We start from the raw sequence: 19,687 nt of genomic DNA, 5'->3' as shown, positions 1-19,687 counted from the left end.
TTTTTGTTTTTGATACTGTTAAATTCGTAAAAAAACGCCAATAATACTTCGTTCTATACAGTTTTAAGAACTTCAACGATTAGATAATTGCGAAAATGAGCTATATTCGCATGACTTAAAATAATTGACATGAAAAAAATAATTTTATTCTTGACCATGTGCCTAATGGCTTTTCCTGTAAGAGCTGATGAAGGAATGTGGTTTTTGATGTTTATCGAAAGATTGAACCATAGAGATATGGAAAAAATGGGCTTGCAATTAACAGCCGAAGAGATTTACAGTATTAATAATCATAGTTTGAAAGATGCTATTGTGCAATTTAATGGAGGTTGTACAGCCGAAATCGTTTCTAAAAGCGGTTTGGTTTTAACCAATCACCATTGTGGTTATAATGCTATTGCAGAACTTTCGTCTGCAGAAAAAAATTATTTAAAAGATGGTTTTTGGGCAAAAGAAAAAAGTGCCGAGATGAAACCAAAATCATTATACGTTCGTTTCTTCGTTCGTATGGATGACGTTTCGAAAAGAATATTGTCTAAAGTTGATGATAAAATGACGGAAACAGAAAGAAACAAAATTATTCAACAAGAGATCGCTTTGATTGAAAAGGAGAATAATGAAGGTGGAAAATATACGGTTTCTGTTCGTCCTTTCTTTCAAGGAAATGAATATTACTATTTCGTTTACCAAGATTATACTGATGTACGTTTAGTAGGTACACCTCCGGAAAGTGTTGGTAAATTTGGTGGAGATACAGACAACTGGGAGTGGCCGCGTCAAACTGGAGATTTCTCTATGTTTAGAGTGTACGCAGACAAAAACGGAAATCCTGCAACTTATTCTAAAGATAATGTGCCTTTACAGCCGAAGCATTACTTACCGATAAGTCTAAAAGGAGTTAAAGAAAATGACTTTGCTATGATTTTGGGGTATCCGGGAAGAACAAACCGTTGGATGCCGGCAGGTGGAATCGAGCAAAATGTAAAATTTGCTTACCCTGCATGGGTTGAAGGTGCTAAGACCGGAATGGACCAAATGAAAAAGTATATGGACAAAGATGCAACTGTTCGTTTACAGTATGCTTCTAAATATGCGTCTACAGCTAATTACTGGAAAAACCGTCAAGGAATGATTGATGCTTTGACTAAAGCAGGAACAGCAGCTACTAAAGAAGAGCAAGAAGATAAGTTTTATGAGTGGGCAACTAAGCCGGCTAATAAAGAAAAGTACGAGAATGTAATTCCGACTATTAATGAGTATTACAGAAGTACAAATGTAAAAGTAGTTCATGATAACTATTTAATGCAACTGATGCGTACTTCAAGTTATGCAAACGGACCTGCAAATTTAGGAAATGCTTTGATTGCTTACTACAACGAGAATGATGCTAAAAAAGCAGAAATGTTACCTAAGATCAACGCAATGATTGATGGTATTTATGGCGATTTTTATGCTCCACTTGAAAAAGATGTATTAACAGCACAGTTAAATTTATACGCTGCTAAAGCAACTGAATACGGTTTAGCCCCACAAGTAGCTAAAATGAAATCATTGAATAATGGTGATTTTACAGCAGACGTTGCAAAAGCAACTGAAACAAGTTACTTTACTTCTAAAGAAAAAATAGTGGCGTTTATGGCTGATCCAAAACCATTGGCTATTGTACACGATCCTTTGTATATTATCTCAACTGATTTATTGACAAAATACCGTGCTAAATCAGATGATCAAATAAAATCAGATGAGGCTTTTGCAATTGCTTACAGAAAATTAGTGGAAGGTTTAAGAGAATCTAAATTAAATACGATTCAATACCCTGATGCCAATTCAACGTTGAGATTGACTTACGGAAAAGTTCGTGCTTTGCCGGAAGACAAACGTAACGATGCTAAAATCAACAATTATACTACCATGGAAAGTATGGTTAAAAAGTACAAAGCAGGAGATCAGGAATTTGATTTACCGGCAAGATTGTTAGAATTAAACAAAACCAAAGATTACGGACAATATGCTGATAAAGCAGGATACATGCCAGTAAACTTCCTTACGGATAATGATATCACAGGTGGGAATTCAGGTTCACCGGTTCTTAATGGAAAAGGAGAATTAATTGGTGTTGCTTTTGACGGAAACATTGAAGCTATGGCCGGAGATGTTATTTTTGACTCTAAATTACAAAGAACCATCAACGTAGATATTCGTTATGTACTTTGGATTATTGACAAATACGCAGGTGCAAAAAACATTATTGATGAAATGACAATTATAAAATAATTCGATTTTTTTTATAAAATTGACCCGACAGGTTTTTAAAACCTGTCGGGTTTTTTGTTTTTAAAATGTTCTTGTTCTTTCCAAGAAGAGTTAGTAATAGGGTATTTAAGATTACAAAAAGTATATTTTTTATAAGATTGGTTGGGAGACTATTAAAATATTTTTCGCCCAAAGTAGCAATTTATATCTAAAAGCAAATGATACATTTTATATTTCCTTATTTTTGAAACATGAAACAACTGCTACTTCTATTTTTGCTTTCGCCATTAGTAATGTGCTCGCAATCTAATTTCGAAAAGGGAGAGAAGTTGTTTCACGCAAAAAAATACGATGAAGCGCAAAATCTGTTCGAAGAGGTTTTGAAAAACAAACCATCAGATACGAAGGTTATAGAGTATTTAGGTGATATTGCTTCTTATAATAAATCGTGGGAAGAAGCGGTTGGATATTACAAAAAACTGAAAGAGTTAAAACCAACTGAAGCTAATTATTATTTTAAATATGGCGGCGCTCTTGGAATGCGGGCTTCAGAAGTAAATAAATTTAAAGCTTTAGGAATGGCAACCGAAGTACGGGAATCATTTGAAAAAGCTATAGAACTCAATCCAAAACACCTTCAGGCTCGTTGGGGGTTAATCGAATATTATTTGCATTTGCCCGGTATTTTTGGAGGAAGTGAGACTAAGGCAATTTCTTATTCAGTAGAATTAATGCAATTGTCTGTGGTAGACGGATATTTGTCAAAAGGAAGGATTGAAGAATATTTTAAACGCTATAACTCGGCCGAAAAATATTATATGAAAGCGAATGAAATTGGTAAATCAAAAACTACGTTTCAAAAATTATATAATTTATATTTGAACAAATTAAAAGACCCCAAAAAAGCTCGGGAATTAAAACAAAAATTTGAGGCCTAATAAATAGATTTTTAAAGTATTAGGATTCGGAATTTAAGATAAAATTGGAATTTAAAATGAAAACACATTTCATCGCTATAGGCGGAAGTGCTATGCATAATCTGGCATTAGCATTGCATAACAAAGGATATCAGGTTACAGGAAGCGATGATGCTATCTTTGAACCGTCAAAATCAAGGTTAGAGAAAAAAGGAATTCTTCCTGCCGAATTAGGATGGTTCCCTGAAAAAATCACGGCGGATCTTGATGCGATAATTTTAGGAATGCACGCAAAGGCAGATAATCCGGAATTGCTAAAAGCACAGGAATTGGGTTTGAAAATATATTCTTATCCGGAATTTTTATACGAACAATCTAAAAATAAAACCCGTGTTGTAATCGGTGGTTCGCACGGAAAAACGACTATAACTTCGATGATTTTGCATGTTATGCATTATCATAATATAGAAGTGGATTATATGGTCGGAGCACAATTGGAAGGTTTTGATACCATGGTGCATCTTACCGAAGAGAATGATTTTGTGGTTTTAGAAGGTGATGAGTATTTGTCTTCTCCAATCGATAGAAGACCAAAATTTCATTTGTACCAACCTAATATCGCTTTGATTTCTGGAATTGCATGGGATCATATTAATGTTTTTCCAACCTATGAGAATTATGTGGAGCAATTTGAAATCTTCATTGGTAAAATTACAAACGGTGGAATTTTAGTTTACAACGAAAATGATCCTGAAGTAAAACGTGTTGCCGAAGCAGCAACAAATCCAATTCGTAAATTAGCTTATGAAACTCCCGAATATACCGTTAGTGATGGGGTTACTTTACTAAAAACTCCAGAAGGAGATATGCCTATTGAAGTTTTTGGTGCACATAATTTAAATAATCTTGCCGGAGCTAAATGGATTTGTCAAAACATGGGGGTTGATGAAGCCGATTTCTACGAAGCCATTGCCAGTTTTAAAGGAGCATCTAAACGTCTGGAGAAAATTGCAGAAGGAAAAGGTAAGGTAGCTTATAAAGATTTTGCTCATTCGCCAAGTAAGGTAGCTGCTACTACCAAAGCGGTAAAAGAACAATATCCGAACAGAACTTTGGTAGCTTGTCTGGAATTGCATACCTACAGTAGCTTGAATGCTGAGTTTCTAAAGGAATATGAAGGAGCATTGGAATATGCCGATGTGGCAGTGGTGTTTTATTCTCCCGATGCTGTTAAGATTAAACAGCTTGAAGAAGTTACTTATGAGCAAATTGCAAGTTCATTCAATAGAAAAGATTTAATTATTTATACTAATCCTGTTGAATTTAAGGAATATCTCTTCAATTTAAATCTGGACAATTCTGCATTACTTTTGATGAGTTCAGGAAATTATGGAGGATTAAATTTTGATGATGTTAAGGGACTAATCGAATAGCCTTTATCCAAATATTTTTTAAGAGCCAATTGACAATTTGTTAATTGGCTTTTTTATTTTACATATTTATAATGTCCTACAATTTCATAATCAAATAAACAATCTTCCAAAACCTGGCCCCCGCCAACATTGTGTACAATCAGATTTCGTTTCCCGTCTTTTGATTTTTTGTTGGTAACAATTCCAATATGAGGAAGTTTGTCATTGATCATCCAGGTAACTATTTCACCAGTTTTATAAGCAGATGGATCTTGACTTATGGCAAGTTTCTGCCCCTTTCGTTCAAAGAAAACCTCTAGATTTGGAACTCTTCTGTGATCTATGTTAGTGTCTGTTTTTGTCATTCCCCATTTTTCTAAATTGGGATAAACAGAAAAGTTTGCAACCATATCTTCGTGTATTTCTTTTTGTAAATCGATACCCAGTTTTCTGTAGGAACGAATGATAACATCTGTACAGACGCCTTTATTTTTAGGAACATCTCCATTGGGATAGGGTATAGAAAAATAAGCAGGATCATATTCTATTGTGGGGTCAATGATCGAAATTGCGGCATCAGATAGTTTTTCTTCAAATGTTTTTATCGCCTGATTTGAAGTCAATGAAATTATTTTACTCTCTTTTTTTTGTTGACAGGAATGGGATATAATTAAAAGGAAAAGAATAGAAATGTATTTCATTGTTTTTTATTTAAATGTAGGAATAATTTATGTTTATTTTGAATGAATTTTCTTAGTTTTTGTTTAAATTTGAAGGATAAGATATTTACCTAAATTTTTACAGATGGAAGCGATACATTTCCCTATAAGAAACTGGTCAGAAGACGACAGACCACGTGAAAAGTTAATGCTAAAAGGCAAAAGTGCTTTGAGCGATTCAGAATTAATTGCAATTTTAATTGGATCCGGTAACAGAAACGAATCGGCCGTTGATTTAAGTAAAAGAATCTTGACCACTGCTGATAATCTCAGTACTTTGGGCAAAATGTCGATTCCTCAATTGATGAATTTTAAAGGAATAGGTGAGGCGAAAGCAATCAGTATTGTCGCTGCTTTAGAATTGGGGCGTCGCCGTAGAAGTGAGGATTCTGTAGAATTGATTAAAATTACATCCAGCAAGTTGGTCTTTGAGATTATGCAACCCATAATTGGCGATTTACCACATGAAGAATTTTGGGTCCTTTTTCTAAATAATTCGAATAAAGTAATTTTTAAATCACAACTAAGTAAAGGAGGAATAGCAGGTACAATTGTTGATGTACGCCTAGTTTTTAAATTAGCTTTAGAAAAAGGCGCTACAGGCTTGATTTTGTGTCATAATCATCCTTCGGGGGCATTATCTCCAAGCGATGCAGATAAGAAAATTACAAAGACATTAAAATTGGCAGGAGACAGCTTAGATGTTAAAGTTTTAGACCATTTGATTATTACTGAAACAAAATATTATAGTTTTGTAGATGAAGGAATTTTTTAATATATGAACACTACTATTACCGATATCTTTTTTGATTTAGACCATACACTTTGGGATTTTGATAAAAACTCTGAGATGACTTTTAATCGTATTTTTAAAGAGAAATCTCTAAACATAAACACAGCCGATTTTATTGATAAATACGTGCCGATAAACCAAGCCTGTTGGAAACTGTATCAACATGATAAAATCACACATCAGGAATTGCGATATAATAGACTGAAATTTTCTTTTGATGCATTAGACTATGAGATTTCGGATGAAGATATCGATTTAATCGCAAATGAGTATATCGAACTCTTAACAGAGAATAATCACCTTTTTGATGGTGCAATTGAAGTATTGGAATATTTGAAGCCAAAATACAAATTGCACATTATTACCAATGGTTTTGCCCAGGTTCAGGATAAAAAAATAAATAATGCAGCTCTTGGGGGGTATTTTAGCACGATCACTAATTCGGAATTGGCAGGTGTAAAAAAGCCAAATAGTATTATCTTTGATTATGCGCTCAATTTAGCTCAGACTACAAGAGAAAATAGTATTATGATAGGTGATGACCTTGACGCAGATGTTAATGGTGCTTTAAATGCAGGTTTAGATGCTATTTTTTTTAATGATAAAAAGATTGAAGCCCCGACAAATTTTAAACAAATAAATCATTTATTAGAACTTAAAAAATATTTATAATTATGAAAATTAAATTTTTACTGACAGCACTTTTATTTTCGGTTATTGGATTTTCACAATCCGTTAATGATTATAAGGCTGTCATTATTCCGTTGCGATATGATTTTATTAAAACAGATAATCAGTACAGATTGGCAACTAGAACTAAATCAAATTTGCTTAAAGCCGGTTTTAATGCATTTTATATCAATGAAGAAATCCCTGCAGAATTAAACGATCGTTGTCAGCTTTTATATGTTGATGTAAAGAAGGAGGGGGGCTTTTTAGTAACGAAGCTTTTTGTTGAATTAAAAGATTGTTATGGGAAAGTGATTTACACTTCGGAGATTGGAAAAAGCAAAGAGAAGGATTATGAAATTGCGTATAGAGAAGCACTTGATGGCGCTTTTGTTTCGGTAAATAGTTTACATTATAAATATAGTGGAAATCCGGTTGCAGTTCCTGCAACAAGGGTGAACACTGTTGCGTCTTTACCTGTTGTTGCTACCGCTGCTGTTGCAACTACCGCTGCTGCAACTACTGTTGCTGCTCCGGTTGCAGATGTTTCAGATCCAAATTTATTATACGCACAGCCAACAGAAAACGGATATCAGTTAATTGATAAGACTCCAAAAGTAGTGATGAAATTGTTTAAAACGTCTCGCTCGGATTCTTTTATAGCAATAAAGGATACTGTTCAGGGTACATTAAATGCCAAAGACAATCAATGGTATTTTGAGTACTATCAAAACGATAAACTGGTATCTGAAAAAGTGACGGTTAAATTCTAAATAATAAGATCTGGTTTTAATAACCATATTTGTCTTTCCAACGGTTCTTTAAAAATTCGCGGTTGCTATTCTCTCGGGAATTGCTTCCCGGATTGTAAAGAACCGTTTCTTTTACGGCGTCCGGCAAAAATTCCTGTTCGGCAAAATTATTGGCATAATCATGAGAGTATTTGTAATCTTCACCATATCCCAGTTCTTTCATAAGCTTAGTTGGGGCATTGCGCAGGTGAATAGGTACTGGTAAATCTCCGGTTTGCTTGACCAATTGTTGTGCAGTTCCGATAGCCATATAAGAGGCATTGCTTTTTGGCGAGGTTGCCAGATAAATGGCGCATTGACTTAGTATGATACGACTTTCAGGATACCCAATGGTTGATACAGCCTGAAAAGTACTGTTTGCCATAATAAAAGCAGTAGGATTTGCATTTCCGATATCTTCGCTCGATAAAATAAGCATTCTTCGTGCTATAAATTTTACATCTTCACCACCTTCGATCATTCGTGCTAACCAGTAAACAGCTCCATTTGGATCACTGCCTCTAATTGATTTTATAAATGCAGAAACAATGTCATAATGTTGCTCTCCCGTTTTGTCATACAAAACCGTATTTTGCTGTACCAGTTCAAATACACGATTATTTGTAATGATAATTTCTCCGTCTGGCGAGGCATTTATCACTAACTCAAAAATATTAAGTAGTTTCCTGCCATCTCCGCCAGAAAGTCGTAATAGTGCTTCTGTTTCCTTGAGTGTTATGTTTTTTGAAGCTAATTCGGTGTCCGTTTTCATGGCACGGTGTAATAAAGCTTCCATATCATGTTTGCTAAAAGCATTCAGGATGTAGACTTGACAGCGTGATAGTAATGCGGGTATAACTTCAAAACTCGGATTTTCTGTAGTGGCACCAATTAGTGTAATCCAGCCTTTCTCTACAGCTGCCAAAAGTGAATCCTGTTGTGATTTGCTAAACCTGTGAATCTCATCAATAAAAAGAATTGGATTTTTGGCCGTAAACAATCCGCCACTTTGTTTGGCTTTTTCGATGACGTCCCGAATATCTTTTACCCCCGAGTTTATGGCACTTAAAATATAAAACGGGCGTTTTGATTCTTGTGCAATAATCTGGGCTAAGGTTGTTTTTCCTGTACCCGGTGGTCCCCAAAAGATTAGCGAAGGAATAGCTCCTCTTGAAATTTGCTGTGTCAAGGAACCATTTGGTCCAACCAAGTGAGCTTGACTAATATAATCTTCTAATTTCTGTGGACGAATTCGTTCGGCTAAAGGTGCTTCCATTTTGTAAAATTACTATTTTCAATTTTAATTTTATATTTTTAGGAGTATATTCCTGTTGTGCAATTCTATTTTGTTGCTACTGGGAACAATATTTTTGATAGCTGACAAATTAACAGTAAATTGTAATTGGATAGTTTTTTGATGGTTATCAATCGAACGGAATATTATATTATGAACGACAATCACTTTAAATTTTCAACCGCCGTAATTGGTCTGCCCTTGTTTTTTGTCCTTTTTCTTTGGATTGTCTATTGGTTTCAAATTCGTTTTGATTTGGATTTTTATCGAAATGGTATTTATCCACGGGATTTTTCGGGTCTGCAAGGAGTTTTGTTTAGCCCTTTTATACATGAAAATTTAGGTCATTTGTATAATAACTCCATTCCGTTGTTTGTGTTATTGGCGGCGCTGCAATTTTTTTATCCCAAACAGACTTTAGGTGTTATTGGGTTCGGGATTTTATTTTCAGGATTTATTACCTGGGTTATTGGACGGGAGAACTATCATATCGGAGCTAGTGGGTTGATTTATGTTTTGGTTAGTTTTATTTTTTTCAAAGGAATTCAGACACGTTATTACCGTTTAGTTGCTCTTTCTTTTTCTGTTGTTTTACTTTATGGTGGTATGATTTGGTATGTTTTTCCGGATGTAGATCAGTCCATTTCCTGGGAAGGGCATTTAGCGGGATTTGTCACGGGTTTTGTTTTGAGTTTGTTTTATAAAGCTCCTGAATATGCAAAACCAATTGTTTACGATTGGCAGAAGCCGGATTTTGATCCTCAAGGTGATGCATTTATGAAACATTTTGATGAGAATGGAAATTTTGTTAATACCGAGATCGAAGAAGAAGGGGTGATTTCGAGTTATTTTAGCTCTGATGTTTTGGTCAATTATACCATTAGAAAAAGTGATGAAATCGACGAAATTGAATAGTTTTAATATGATGAAATTTGCTTTTATAAAATGAGTACTTTTGTTTTAATGATTTAATTTCTAAATGTTTAATTATGAAAAGTATCATCTTTGTAGTTCTTTCGGTTTTCTTTTCTGTATCGGTTGTTGCCCAATGTGAAATTCATAATAAAGTGCAGGCTGACGGATCGATGTCCTATTTTTTGGAACCGGCAACTTTTTACACTACAAAATCAAAGTCATTAAAAATTGGAATTGTTACGGATAAAGAGAGCTATTTTATTGCCTTACAGCCGATTCCATTTCCTTCTAAGGGAACTGGACAAAAGATAAAAGAAGATTTGATTATTGAGTTGTCAAATACTAATAAGTATAAACTACAACATTTCGATACCCGTTATATAAAACATGATTCTGTTATGCAGGTGCTGTATCTGATTGACAAAAAAGATTTAAAAGACTTTTCTGTTTTTGAAGCCGTTTCGGCTGATATAAATATGGAAGGAACAGAGTTTGTGAGAAACTATGCTTTTAAATTACATAAAAAGGCAATTATGCAGCAGTTAAATTGCTTTTTGAAAGAAGAGGAATGATGTGCTACTCGTCCTCTTTAGTAACTGGGGGATCATTTTTGTGAGATAGTTTCTTTCTAACGTTTTTGTACAGATTGTTAAAAGTTAGTGTTAACGAAGCTGCATTTACTATTTGATCACCATTGTTTCTTGGGAGATATTCATTGGCATAAGTAAGTTCAAGCTGTATGTCATCATTAAATAAATAGCCGGCTCCGATATTAAATCTATTTCGATCGAAGAAACTTTCTCCAGTCACTTTTGTGCCGGATTTTAAGAATATTTCATCAGAGGCTATTGCGTAAATGACTCCTTTTCGTAGTACTTTACTATTTAATGGTTTTAGGTATTTAATTTGTTGCCGATACCGTAAAACGTTTTCATATTCTAGATTTTCATCTCTAATGTGTCGCAGCTCTAAACGCATTCTCGTGGTTAAACTATAACCTATTTTGTGAAAATAGTAGGTACCCTGAAGCGCAAATCTCCATTCCGGGGATTTAAATTGTCCAATTTCTGGTACATCCTTATTGTCGTAATAAGCTACGAAGGCTGAAGTCTTCCATCTCGGAGTTAGGTAGTAATTTCCCCAAAATCTAAAAGAGCGCTGTACATTATTTTCGAAAAGATTGGAAGAGGATTCTGTACTGCTAAAGGAGTTTGCGAGATCTAATTCTGCAGACCATTTTTCGTTTAAAGTACGTGTAAATTGAATCTCATTCCAGAATTGATTATAGGTAGTCTTTTGTCCATAACAGTAATCTGAAAGTACTGTTATGGATAAAAGTATGAAAAGTTTTTGTAAGGATCGTTTTAACGGCAAGTATGAATGCATTCGATTTTAAGTTAAAATTATTCATTACCAATCTAAAATCTAAACTTCTGATCTATTTAGCTTCTTTGACGTACAGCCTCATATAAGAATGCTCCACAAGCAACAGAAACATTTAAAGAACCAATTGTTCCAAACATTGGAAGTTTTGCTTTTTCATCTACAATTTTAAGTACAGACGGGTTTATTCCGCGATCTTCAGATCCCATTATTATTGCAACAGGTTCGTTTAAAGATAAATCATAAATAGTTTGCTCTGTTTTTTCAGTAGCGGCAACGGTTTTGATTCCTGAACCTTGTAAATAAAAGATCGCATCTTTAATATGTTCAACTTTACAGATAGGCACATTAAAAACGGCTCCGGCTGATGTTTTAACAGTATCTCCATTCACAGGAGCAGATCCTGCTTTCTGAACGATGATTCCGTTTACACCTGTACATTCAGCAGTACGAATAATAGCGCCAAAATTTCTTGCATCTGAAATCTGATCCAGTATAAGAAATAAAGGTTTGGTACCTGACTCGATTGTTGATTCAACCAAATGCTCTAAATCGATAAAACCAATAGGGGAGATTGTTGCTACAGCACCCTGGTGATTGTTAGGTGTTAGTCGGTTTAGTTTTTCTACAGGAACATAGGAAAAATTTATGTTGGCGCGTTTCATCACCTTCATCAAATCTTTCATTAGCTCACCGGAAATCTCTTTTTGGATGAATACTTTATCTACTTCTTTACCTGCCTGAATTGCTTCTATAATGGCTCTAATTCCAAATATTTGATGTTCTTTTTCCATAGGGCAAATATAGGGATAATGTTTATATAAAAAAAAACCACTCTGAATGAACAGAGTGGTTTAATATATTTATTTGAGAATAAAATTAGAATTTATCCCAGAATAATTTTGTTGTCAATAAATCTCCACCGATTGCTGTAGATGCAGCTTTCCAGTTTGAGTTATTTACTTGTTGTTCAAGAGCAGGATAAGCCATTCTCACAGGAACTTTACCACCTGCATTGATAATAGCAGTAGTTGGAGCTGTTAAAACAGGGAAATCTAATCTTCTCCAGAAATTCCAAGAAGTTAATCCTTGATTAAACATCGCTACCCAAGCTTGCTCTCCAATTGATTTTTTCCAATTAGCAGCATCATATGGTTTTGTTAGAAGATATGCTGTAGCCTGTGCCGGAGTACCACCCCATTCTACGATAGATGCAGTTACGGCTGTAGTGTAAGCTGTTGCTGCTGCTGCTGGAGTCCAACGTGCATTAGCCTCAGCAATATAAAAAGCAACTTCTGTGTAGTTTAAAATAACACCTGGTGTTGTTGCGGTGTAAGCAAATTCGCCAATATTAGAAAAAGTTCCAAATTCACCACCTTGACCAATTACTTGACCAACATAAGTTCCACCAGTTATTGGATCATAATAATGGCTTATTCTTGGATCATTAGTTGTGTTCATGTAGTCAACTAATGTTTTTCCAGCGAAGAAATCATCTCTACCGCTTGCAGAAAGGTTTTCAAACAAAGGATTGTAGTTTGGCGATGCAGCTAAATACGGTAATTGAGCATTATCAGCAGGAGAAGTCATTACCCCAGCAGCAATAGCTGCATTTGCAGTAGTTTGTGCTAAAGTTGGATTTGAATCTGCTATTCCTATTGCTAGTTTTAATTTTAAGGAATTTGCAAATATTCTCCACTTTTGAATAGATCCAGCGTAATATTTGTCACCATCAGTAAAAGTGTCAAAGTCAGTGGTTGATGTAGTGTTTACTAATTTAGCAGTGGCTGCATCAACTCTTTTAATCAAATCTACGTAGATAGTAGCTCCGTCATCATATACAGGTAATGGATAAGCATTAAGATTTGCTGCCTGAGTATAAGGAACGTTTCCAAAAGTATCTACTAAAAGCTGATAAGTGTAAACTTGCATTAAGTCAACTATTGCTAATTGATTTTGTTTGTTAACAGGCCAGTTTGGTGCCTCGGTTGGTGTTGGATCATATACATTGATAATTTCTTTTGCCTTACCAAGGTTGTTTAGGATGTTTACATAATTAAGCAAAAAGATGTTATTAGAAACATTTCTGTTTGTAAAATCATAATTACTCTCATTTACATAAGTTGTTTCCTGCCAATACTGCATCGTCAGTCTAAAGTTGTTTTCGTTTACACTTGGTGTATTTACGTAATCACTTAATTCCTTTTGCGTGTAAGTAACTAGTGATCCCGGTACAGTGGTATATGCACTGTGTGGGTCTGTATTTATGTCCTCATTAACACAAGCTGTCATCGACAGACCAATGGTTAATATTGCTATGATTTTTTTCATTTCCATTTTTTTTAAAAATTAACTTTGACATTAAAAGAAATATTTCTTGTTGTCGGCATAGGTCCTGATTGGTATCCTTGTGTGTTACCTGAAGATAATCCAGCTTCCGGATCAGCATATGGTAAGCTTTTGTCAATTATCCAAAGATTGTTACCTATTAAGCTAAATGAAGCTCCTTTTATAGATTTTCCGATTATACTTTCTGGAAGATTATAAGTAAAAACAACTTCTCTTAATTTTACAAATCCAGCATCATAAATAAATGCTTCAGCAGGTGGATCTGTACCTAAAACTTGGCTAGATTGAGATCTGTCTAATCTGGTTGTGTTTGTGATGTATTGTGGTTGGTTACCTCCTGGCGTGTAAGCAGGGTTAGCCATTACACCTTTTAGAATTTCACCTCCATTATTTGCTAATGTGTTTCTTATTGGGAATCCTAGGTCATTGTTTCCAACTGAGTTAGCGTAAATACCAGTTCCATATCCATAATATTGATCAAGAGAGAACATCTCTCCACCTTTCTTGATGTCAATTAAGAAGCTGAAAGAAAGATTTTTGTAAGTGAATTTATTATTGATACCACCAGTCCAGTCAGCTTGGTAGGTTCCTAATTTGTTGTCAGTTGTAGTAGAAACTACATAAGCACCATTGTCTCCGATGATTCTGTTTCCAGAATTATCTAACACATAAGTTGTTCCCCAAATTTGACCGTAATCTTGGTTAAGAGGAGCATTGATACTGATACCACCTTGTAGTGAGTTGATATTGATGTTTTCGATACCAGGAGCTAGTTTTGTAACTTTAGTATTTGGGTTTGACCAGTTAATGTTTACATCCCAAGCAAAGTTGTCTGTTTTAAAAGGAGTAGCATTAAGGGTAACCTCAAATCCTTTTGTTGTCAATGTACCAGCATTTACTGTGTTAAATGAAGATCCGGTAGCTGTTGATACAGGTAATGGTAAAATTTGATCGTATGCTTTGTTTTGGAACCAAGCAACATCAAATCCAAGTCTGTTTTTTGCGAATTGCATGTTTAAACCTAACTCGACATTGTCTAACTGTTGTGGTTTTAGGTTTGCATTTTTCTTAGTAGTGTTGAACGAATAAACAGGTGTTCCGAATGGATTTCTTGCTGTATAGGTGTCCATTAATTGGTTAGGATCAGTGTCAGAACCTACTTGAGCGTAAGCTGCTCTGAATTTACCAAAATTAATGAATTCAACATCTTTTAACCAGTTTGAGAAAACAACACTTGCTGATACTGCAGAGTACCAATATGCATTGTTGTCTTGAGGTAATGCAGATGACTCATCTCTTCTTACAGAACCTTCAAAGTAGTAAGTTCCTTTGTATCCTAATGTTGCCTGTGCAAATAAACCAAGTACTTCTTTTCTTGTGTCTATGATTCTAGGTAAAGCAGGAGCTGATACTGAATTCGAAATAGTATACAATCCTGGGATGTATAATCCTCCTGATGTCATTTGTTGGTTGATAAATCTGCTTTGTACGTTATAGTTTGTTCCTAAAACAACATTAAGATTTAATTCTTCAGCTAAGTCTTTTTTGTAAGTAGCTAAGAAGTCATAGTTTTGTTCACTAAAATCATAGATGTCCAATGCATAACCAGATGGTTGAACAGGTAAGTTTTGACCGTTTGAGTTTGATCCAAGAGTTGCAGGAATTGAACCAGCAGCTATTCTGTCTTCAGTTCTCATTGTGAAACCGTCAGTACCCATTCTACCAGTAAAGCTTAAGCTTTTAGATACATCATAAGTAATACTAGCATTGGCAGCAAATCTTTTTCTGCTGTCATTGTTGTAATTTTGGTATCTTGTGAAATAAGGGTTGTCCCAGTATTGAGGAGCAATGTTTGTTGGACTTTTAATGTTCCATGTGTAATTTTGGTGACCTAATTCGTAAAGGTATTTTTGCTCTTTAATGTCAACGTTTGTTGCCCACCATTGTCTGAAACCAGCCACGTTGTTTCCACCGTAACCAGTCGTATTTCTGTTTCTGGTGTTTTGCGATACGTAAGTAGCGTTAAAAGTTGAACTTAATTTATCGTTAAACTTGTAAGTAGCACTAGCATTAAAGTTGTTTTTGCTTAATAAAGCATTTGGCATAATATCATCACTGTTGGTGTTAGCATAAGTCAATCTGTAAGTTGCCTTTTCAGTTCCACCGTTTAACGAGATGTTGTTGATTGTAGATGTCGCAGTGTCAAAAAATTCGATTGGACCATTTTTGGCAGCTTCCCATGGAGTTCTTTGTCCGTATGTTGGTGAACCAGGGATAAAGGCGTCGTATTGCCAAATTAGTGCACCATCAAATTTTGGTCCGTAAGAAGCATCATGTGTAGTACTAGGTCTTGGTTGTCCTTGGTAGCTTCCAAATGATTGTCCTAAATATCCTTGTCCGTATTGACTTTGATATTCAGGGAAAGTTTTTTTGTCTACAGAAGACATAGTGTAAGAAGATGAAAATTCTACAGCTAAGTCAGTTCTTGCTTTTCCTTTTTTAGTAGTAATGATAATCGCTCCATTTTGTGCTCTAGATCCGTAAAGAGCTGTTGCAGCTGCACCTTTCAGTACGTTAATATCTGCAATGTTATTTGGGTTGATATCTGAAGCAGCGTTACCATAATCGTAACCACCTCTACCACTTTTTTGATCAGCACTGTTTACGTTACTGTTCAAAATTGGCACCCCATCAACTACGAATAAAGCCTGGTTGTCTCCCAAAAGTGATTTGAAACCTCTAAGAACTACGTTTGTAGATCCTCCAAAGTTTGTACCATTGGTTACACTAAGACCAGCAACTTTTCCTGTTAAGTTGTTTACGAAGTTTCCTGTAGGAACTGTTGATACTTGCTCAGCAGTTACTTGTTGTGCAGAGTATCCAAGAGATTTTTTCTCTCTTTTAATACCTAAAGCTGTTGTTACAACAACTGCTTCAAGTTCGTTTGCATCTGCGCCTAATTTTACATTAAGTGAGGATGAGCTTGCTGCTACTTCCTGAGTTTTCATCCCAATGTAGCTGAATACCAAAACTTGGCTTGTTGATGCTTTGATAGAGAATTTACCATCAAAATCAGTTTGTGTTCCAGATTTTGTTCCTTTGATCAATACACTTACCCCTGGAAGAGGCATTCCTGTATTGTCAGAAACCATTCCTGAAACAACTCTTTCTTGCGCGAAAGTTAGTTGCGCCACTAGTACTAGCAATAGTACTAAGAATCCATTGAACTTTAGTTTCATTTTTAAATATTTTGAATTAGTATCGCAAAACTCTTAATAATTTGTTAACTTTCCTAATAAATAAAAATCTTTTTTTGATAAACGCTAAAATTTAACATTATAACATATGTTTATGATACTGTTATATAATTGCATTTCCTGAATATTCTCGCCTCCGTTCGTTAGTGTGATTTTTAATAAACCATTTTTGGTTTGTATCGCAGTTCCAATTCCGATTCCTATTAATTTTTTGATTTCGCTTTTGTTTGAGGTGTTGGTTAAGTCTTGGTATAAGCCATAATCGACGATAGAATTTAGATATAAGTTTTTAGAGACGATATATCTGTATTCTGTAAGAATTAACGAATTGAAATTGGCTTGTAAACTGTTTTCTAAAAAACCTCTGATGGAATTAATTCCGCCAAAACGATATAGTTCATTCGAAATATAACTTTTGCTTTTTAAATAGAAATTCTGTGAATTAATACTAATAAAATTCTTTTCATTTAGTTTAAAATTGTAGGAAATTTCCAGGTTGATGAAAAATTGTTTACTTGGTCCTGCGGTATCCGGATCATTGTTTGTGTCTCTTTTTCCATAGCCAATTATGACGTTTGCAAAGGCTTTTTTAGGGAAGAGATTGTTTATAGGATCTACTTTTTTGTATTCAAAAGTTGTAGTAGTGTAGGAGTTGTTGTAGTCGCTAATAGTAGAATTGTTTGTGTTTTGAATATCGCTTGATTCGGTAGATTGATAGCCCAGATATATTTTGGAATTGTAGTTGATGTAGTATCCTAAATCAATTGCTGTTTTTGTGTTTTGAAAGGTGCTGTCTTGCTTAAATATGTTGAGTTGCGCTTTTATTCCCAATGAAGTTTTGAAAATGTATGGGATTTCTAGTTTTGTGTTAAAAGTTTTTTGCTGGTTTCCATCGCTCTTCCAGTACAAGGAGAATTTTTCCCCGGAATGAAGAATGTTTTGCAAGGTAACATCGAGGTATCCGTTAAGGTTGATTTTTTTGTTTTCGTCATTAGAGAAGCCGATGTATCCGTCAAAAGTGTTTGCTTTTCTTTTTTCTATGTAGGTGTAGATTTTGGTTGAATCGTTGGTGAATAATATTTCAGGATATTTTGTTTGGGTAATGAATTCAAAGCGGTTTATATCATCGTATAATTCTTTTGTTATTTCCTGATTAAAAGTTTTGTTGATGTATTTTTTATTGAGTTGTTTTAAGTGTCCTTTTGGAAAAAAATCTTTTCCATCACTGTTTGTGTAATTGAGAATAATTGAATTTAGGACACGTTTTTTTTCGGATTTAAAGTTTAAGTCGGCGTAAATTATTGAATTCTTTCTGGTGATATTTTCAAGTTTTATCTTGCTTAATGCGTAACCAAGCTTTTCGGCTTCAATTGTTTTTTGGTTCAGATAGTTTTCTATCTCAACATAAGGGATGACGATAGTGTCGTTTTGGTTTTTTGATGTTTTGAAAAAAGAATTATTTCTACCTATATATATACGGGCCAGTTTTATTCTGTTTTTAAGATTTATGACCGATATGTAAGTACTGTCGTTTAGTTTGCTGGTTTCTACTGTTTTGTTGTCCGGGTATCCTTTTTTAGAAAGCTTTTTTGAGGTGTTGTTGATTTCGTCAAACAATGATTTTATGTTGTTGTGTTTTGTTGTGTAATTTAGCGAATCGATAGTTTTGTTTTCAATTTGATTGGTTCCGTTTATTTTTAAATAAAAGTTTTGGGCATGGCAGCTAAGTCCAAAAATGAAAATCAATATGTTTAGAAGCTGTTTCAAGTGTTAAATTAAGTTTAATAATTGTATTGCAAATATCTATTGTTTGTTTGTAAAATCATAAGTATAAATAATGTTATTGAAAATTAATGAATTAACGTTTGTATAGTGAAAAATATTTTATACATTTGCAACCCCGTAAAAAGCGGGAATTTAATATACATAATAAATTTTTAGTATTAATTATGCCAACAATTCAACAATTAGTAAGAACAGGAAGAACTCAGATAACTAAGAAGAGTAAATCGGTTGCTTTAGATTCTTGTCCTCAAAGAAGAGGGGTTTGTACGCGTGTTTACACTACTACACCAAAAAAACCAAACTCTGCAATGCGTAAAGTTGCGCGTGTACGTTTGACAAATGGTAATGAGGTGAATGCTTACATCCCTGGAGAAGGACACAATTTACAAGAGCACTCGATAGTATTAGTTAGAGGTGGAAGGGTAAAAGATTTACCAGGTGTTAGATATCATATCGTTCGTGGAGCGCTTGACACGTCAGGAGTTGCAGGAAGAACGCAAAGAAGATCTAAGTACGGTGCTAAACGCCCAAAAGAAGCAAAAAAGTAATTTAAAACGTTAAGAGTTGGAGGTTAGGAGTTAAGGGTTTGAAGTTAAAGCGTAAGCTAAAATGGATGACACATAACATTTAACGGATAACCTATAACTTTTTATTAAAAAAAAGACATGAGAAAAAGAGCGGCAAAGAAAAGACCACTTTTACCAGATCCAAGGTTTAATGACCAATTGGTAACGCGTTTTGTGAACAACTTAATGTGGGATGGTAAGAAATCTACGGCTTTCAAAGTATTTTATGATGCAATTGACATCATTGAGTCTAAAAAGCAAGATTCAGAAAAATCTTCATTAGAAATTTGGAAAGATGCTTTAACAAACGTTATGCCTCACGTAGAAGTACGTAGTCGTAGAGTTGGTGGAGCTACATTTCAAATTCCAATGCAAATTAGACCAGACAGAAAAATTTCTATGGCAATGAAGTGGTTAATACTTTATTCAAGAAGAAGAAATGAAAAATCTATGGCACAACGTTTAGCGTCAGAATGTTTAGCTGCTGCTAAAGAAGAAGGTGCTGCTGTTAAGAAAAGAATGGATACTCACAAAATGGCAGAAGCTAATAAAGCTTTCTCTCACTTTAGATTTTAATTCGTAAA

Annotated in this window: 17 protein-coding genes; 10 read left to right on the top strand and 7 right to left on the bottom strand. The window is 34.6% G+C overall.

Annotation, left to right across the window (positions count from 1 at the left end; all coding sequences use genetic code 11):
* Positions 1 to 129 precede the first annotated feature (129 nt).
* From ACHRV5_RS18455 to murC, 3 genes are all read left to right on the top strand, one after another.
* On the top strand, positions 130 to 2,274 hold the full coding sequence (locus tag ACHRV5_RS18455) for a S46 family peptidase (RefSeq protein ID WP_395427741.1): 2,145 nt from the start codon (positions 130 to 132) through the stop codon (positions 2,272 to 2,274).
* 230 nt (positions 2,275 to 2,504) lie between these two features.
* The gene (locus tag ACHRV5_RS18450; RefSeq protein ID WP_395427740.1) at positions 2,505 to 3,191 is read left to right on the top strand and encodes a tetratricopeptide repeat protein; all 687 of its coding nucleotides are present in this window, start codon (positions 2,505 to 2,507) and stop codon (positions 3,189 to 3,191) included.
* A 56-nt stretch (positions 3,192 to 3,247) separates the two neighbouring features.
* Positions 3,248 to 4,603, top strand: coding sequence for a UDP-N-acetylmuramate--L-alanine ligase (murC, locus tag ACHRV5_RS18445; protein WP_395427739.1), 1,356 nt, complete (start codon positions 3,248 to 3,250; stop codon positions 4,601 to 4,603).
* 53 nt (positions 4,604 to 4,656) lie between these two features.
* On the opposite strand, the gene ACHRV5_RS18440 is transcribed toward murC, so the two are convergent.
* Positions 4,657 to 5,283: a DUF1287 domain-containing protein gene (locus tag ACHRV5_RS18440; protein ID WP_395427738.1), complete on the bottom strand. Its 627-nt coding sequence runs from the start codon at positions 5,281 to 5,283 to the stop codon at positions 4,657 to 4,659.
* A 103-nt stretch (positions 5,284 to 5,386) separates the two neighbouring features.
* On the opposite strand from ACHRV5_RS18440, the gene radC reads away from it, so the two are divergent.
* The 3 genes from radC to ACHRV5_RS18425 are packed head-to-tail and all read left to right on the top strand — an operon-like array spanning position 5,387 to position 7,536.
* Positions 5,387 to 6,076 (top strand): DNA repair protein RadC, encoded by a 690-nt coding sequence (gene radC / locus ACHRV5_RS18435; RefSeq protein ID WP_047774337.1) that lies wholly within the window; start codon positions 5,387 to 5,389, stop codon positions 6,074 to 6,076.
* A gap of 3 nt (positions 6,077 to 6,079) precedes the next feature.
* Positions 6,080 to 6,766 carry a YjjG family noncanonical pyrimidine nucleotidase gene (locus tag ACHRV5_RS18430; protein ID WP_395427737.1) on the top strand — a complete coding sequence of 229 codons (687 nt, stop codon included), beginning with the start codon at positions 6,080 to 6,082 and terminating at the stop codon, positions 6,764 to 6,766.
* Between the two features lie 2 nt (positions 6,767 to 6,768).
* Positions 6,769 to 7,536, top strand: a complete 768-nt coding sequence (locus ACHRV5_RS18425; protein WP_395427736.1) for a hypothetical protein — start codon at positions 6,769 to 6,771, stop codon at positions 7,534 to 7,536.
* 16 nt (positions 7,537 to 7,552) lie between these two features.
* On the opposite strand, the gene ACHRV5_RS18420 is transcribed toward ACHRV5_RS18425, so the two are convergent.
* Positions 7,553 to 8,830: a replication-associated recombination protein A gene (locus ACHRV5_RS18420; RefSeq protein WP_395427735.1), complete on the bottom strand. Its 1,278-nt coding sequence runs from the start codon at positions 8,828 to 8,830 to the stop codon at positions 7,553 to 7,555.
* 171 nt (positions 8,831 to 9,001) lie between these two features.
* On the opposite strand from ACHRV5_RS18420, the gene ACHRV5_RS18415 reads away from it, so the two are divergent.
* Both ACHRV5_RS18415 and ACHRV5_RS18410 read left to right on the top strand, forming a co-directional pair.
* Positions 9,002 to 9,763 (top strand): rhomboid family intramembrane serine protease, encoded by a 762-nt coding sequence (locus ACHRV5_RS18415; protein WP_395427734.1) that lies wholly within the window; start codon positions 9,002 to 9,004, stop codon positions 9,761 to 9,763.
* A 74-nt stretch (positions 9,764 to 9,837) separates the two neighbouring features.
* Complete coding sequence (locus ACHRV5_RS18410) at positions 9,838 to 10,335, top strand: hypothetical protein (RefSeq protein ID WP_047774330.1); 498 nt, start codon at positions 9,838 to 9,840, stop codon at positions 10,333 to 10,335.
* Positions 10,336 to 10,339: 4 nt separating this feature from the next.
* Here ACHRV5_RS18410 and ACHRV5_RS18405 read toward each other — a convergent pair whose 3' ends face one another.
* From ACHRV5_RS18405 to ACHRV5_RS18385, 5 genes are all read right to left on the bottom strand, one after another.
* Entirely contained in the window at positions 10,340 to 11,149 is an 810-nt protein-coding gene (locus ACHRV5_RS18405) for a DUF2490 domain-containing protein (protein ID WP_395427733.1), read from the bottom strand.
* A gap of 56 nt (positions 11,150 to 11,205) precedes the next feature.
* On the bottom strand, positions 11,206 to 11,940 hold the full coding sequence (rlmB, locus tag ACHRV5_RS18400; protein WP_047774328.1) for a 23S rRNA (guanosine(2251)-2'-O)-methyltransferase RlmB: 735 nt from the start codon (positions 11,938 to 11,940) through the stop codon (positions 11,206 to 11,208).
* Between the two features lie 85 nt (positions 11,941 to 12,025).
* The gene (locus tag ACHRV5_RS18395; RefSeq protein WP_395427732.1) at positions 12,026 to 13,477 is read right to left on the bottom strand and encodes a SusD/RagB family nutrient-binding outer membrane lipoprotein; all 1,452 of its coding nucleotides are present in this window, start codon (positions 13,475 to 13,477) and stop codon (positions 12,026 to 12,028) included.
* An 11-nt stretch (positions 13,478 to 13,488) separates the two neighbouring features.
* Positions 13,489 to 16,734 (bottom strand): SusC/RagA family TonB-linked outer membrane protein, encoded by a 3,246-nt coding sequence (locus ACHRV5_RS18390; protein ID WP_395427731.1) that lies wholly within the window; start codon positions 16,732 to 16,734, stop codon positions 13,489 to 13,491.
* A gap of 84 nt (positions 16,735 to 16,818) precedes the next feature.
* A complete protein-coding gene (locus tag ACHRV5_RS18385; RefSeq protein ID WP_395427730.1) occupies positions 16,819 to 18,519 on the bottom strand; it encodes a hypothetical protein in 1,701 nt (566 codons plus the stop codon).
* A gap of 182 nt (positions 18,520 to 18,701) precedes the next feature.
* Between ACHRV5_RS18385 and rpsL the strand changes: the two genes are divergently transcribed.
* Positions 18,702 to 19,085 (top strand): 30S ribosomal protein S12, encoded by a 384-nt coding sequence (gene rpsL, locus ACHRV5_RS18380; protein ID WP_007136570.1) that lies wholly within the window; start codon positions 18,702 to 18,704, stop codon positions 19,083 to 19,085.
* A 117-nt stretch (positions 19,086 to 19,202) separates the two neighbouring features.
* Positions 19,203 to 19,679 carry a 30S ribosomal protein S7 gene (gene rpsG / locus ACHRV5_RS18375; protein WP_007803600.1) on the top strand — a complete coding sequence of 159 codons (477 nt, stop codon included), beginning with the start codon at positions 19,203 to 19,205 and terminating at the stop codon, positions 19,677 to 19,679.
* Positions 19,680 to 19,687: the final 8 nt, after the last annotated feature.

The organism is Flavobacterium sp. FlaQc-52, assembly GCF_044007495.1.
GTDB classification, from domain to species: Bacteria; Bacteroidota; Bacteroidia; order Flavobacteriales; family Flavobacteriaceae; genus Flavobacterium; species Flavobacterium cupriresistens.
Note: the sequence above shows the minus strand (reverse complement) of the source record. Positions and strands in the feature narration are given on the sequence as shown.

Coding starts and splice junctions, on each gene's coding strand:
- ACHRV5_RS18455 (WP_395427741.1), top strand. CDS start 130: ATGAAAAAAATAATTTTATTCTTGACCATGTGCCTAATGGCTTTTCCT.
- ACHRV5_RS18450 (WP_395427740.1), top strand. CDS start 2,505: ATGAAACAACTGCTACTTCTATTTTTGCTTTCGCCATTAGTAATGTGC.
- murC (WP_395427739.1), top strand. CDS start 3,248: ATGAAAACACATTTCATCGCTATAGGCGGAAGTGCTATGCATAATCTG.
- ACHRV5_RS18440 (WP_395427738.1), bottom strand. CDS start 5,283: ATGAAATACATTTCTATTCTTTTCCTTTTAATTATATCCCATTCCTGT.
- radC (WP_047774337.1), top strand. CDS start 5,387: ATGGAAGCGATACATTTCCCTATAAGAAACTGGTCAGAAGACGACAGA.
- ACHRV5_RS18430 (WP_395427737.1), top strand. CDS start 6,080: ATGAACACTACTATTACCGATATCTTTTTTGATTTAGACCATACACTT.
- ACHRV5_RS18425 (WP_395427736.1), top strand. CDS start 6,769: ATGAAAATTAAATTTTTACTGACAGCACTTTTATTTTCGGTTATTGGA.
- ACHRV5_RS18420 (WP_395427735.1), bottom strand. CDS start 8,830: ATGGAAGCACCTTTAGCCGAACGAATTCGTCCACAGAAATTAGAAGAT.
- ACHRV5_RS18415 (WP_395427734.1), top strand. CDS start 9,002: ATGAACGACAATCACTTTAAATTTTCAACCGCCGTAATTGGTCTGCCC.
- ACHRV5_RS18410 (WP_047774330.1), top strand. CDS start 9,838: ATGAAAAGTATCATCTTTGTAGTTCTTTCGGTTTTCTTTTCTGTATCG.
- ACHRV5_RS18405 (WP_395427733.1), bottom strand. CDS start 11,149: ATGCATTCATACTTGCCGTTAAAACGATCCTTACAAAAACTTTTCATA.
- rlmB (WP_047774328.1), bottom strand. CDS start 11,940: ATGGAAAAAGAACATCAAATATTTGGAATTAGAGCCATTATAGAAGCA.
- ACHRV5_RS18395 (WP_395427732.1), bottom strand. CDS start 13,477: ATGAAAAAAATCATAGCAATATTAACCATTGGTCTGTCGATGACAGCT.
- ACHRV5_RS18390 (WP_395427731.1), bottom strand. CDS start 16,734: ATGAAACTAAAGTTCAATGGATTCTTAGTACTATTGCTAGTACTAGTG.
- rpsL (WP_007136570.1), top strand. CDS start 18,702: ATGCCAACAATTCAACAATTAGTAAGAACAGGAAGAACTCAGATAACT.
- rpsG (WP_007803600.1), top strand. CDS start 19,203: ATGAGAAAAAGAGCGGCAAAGAAAAGACCACTTTTACCAGATCCAAGG.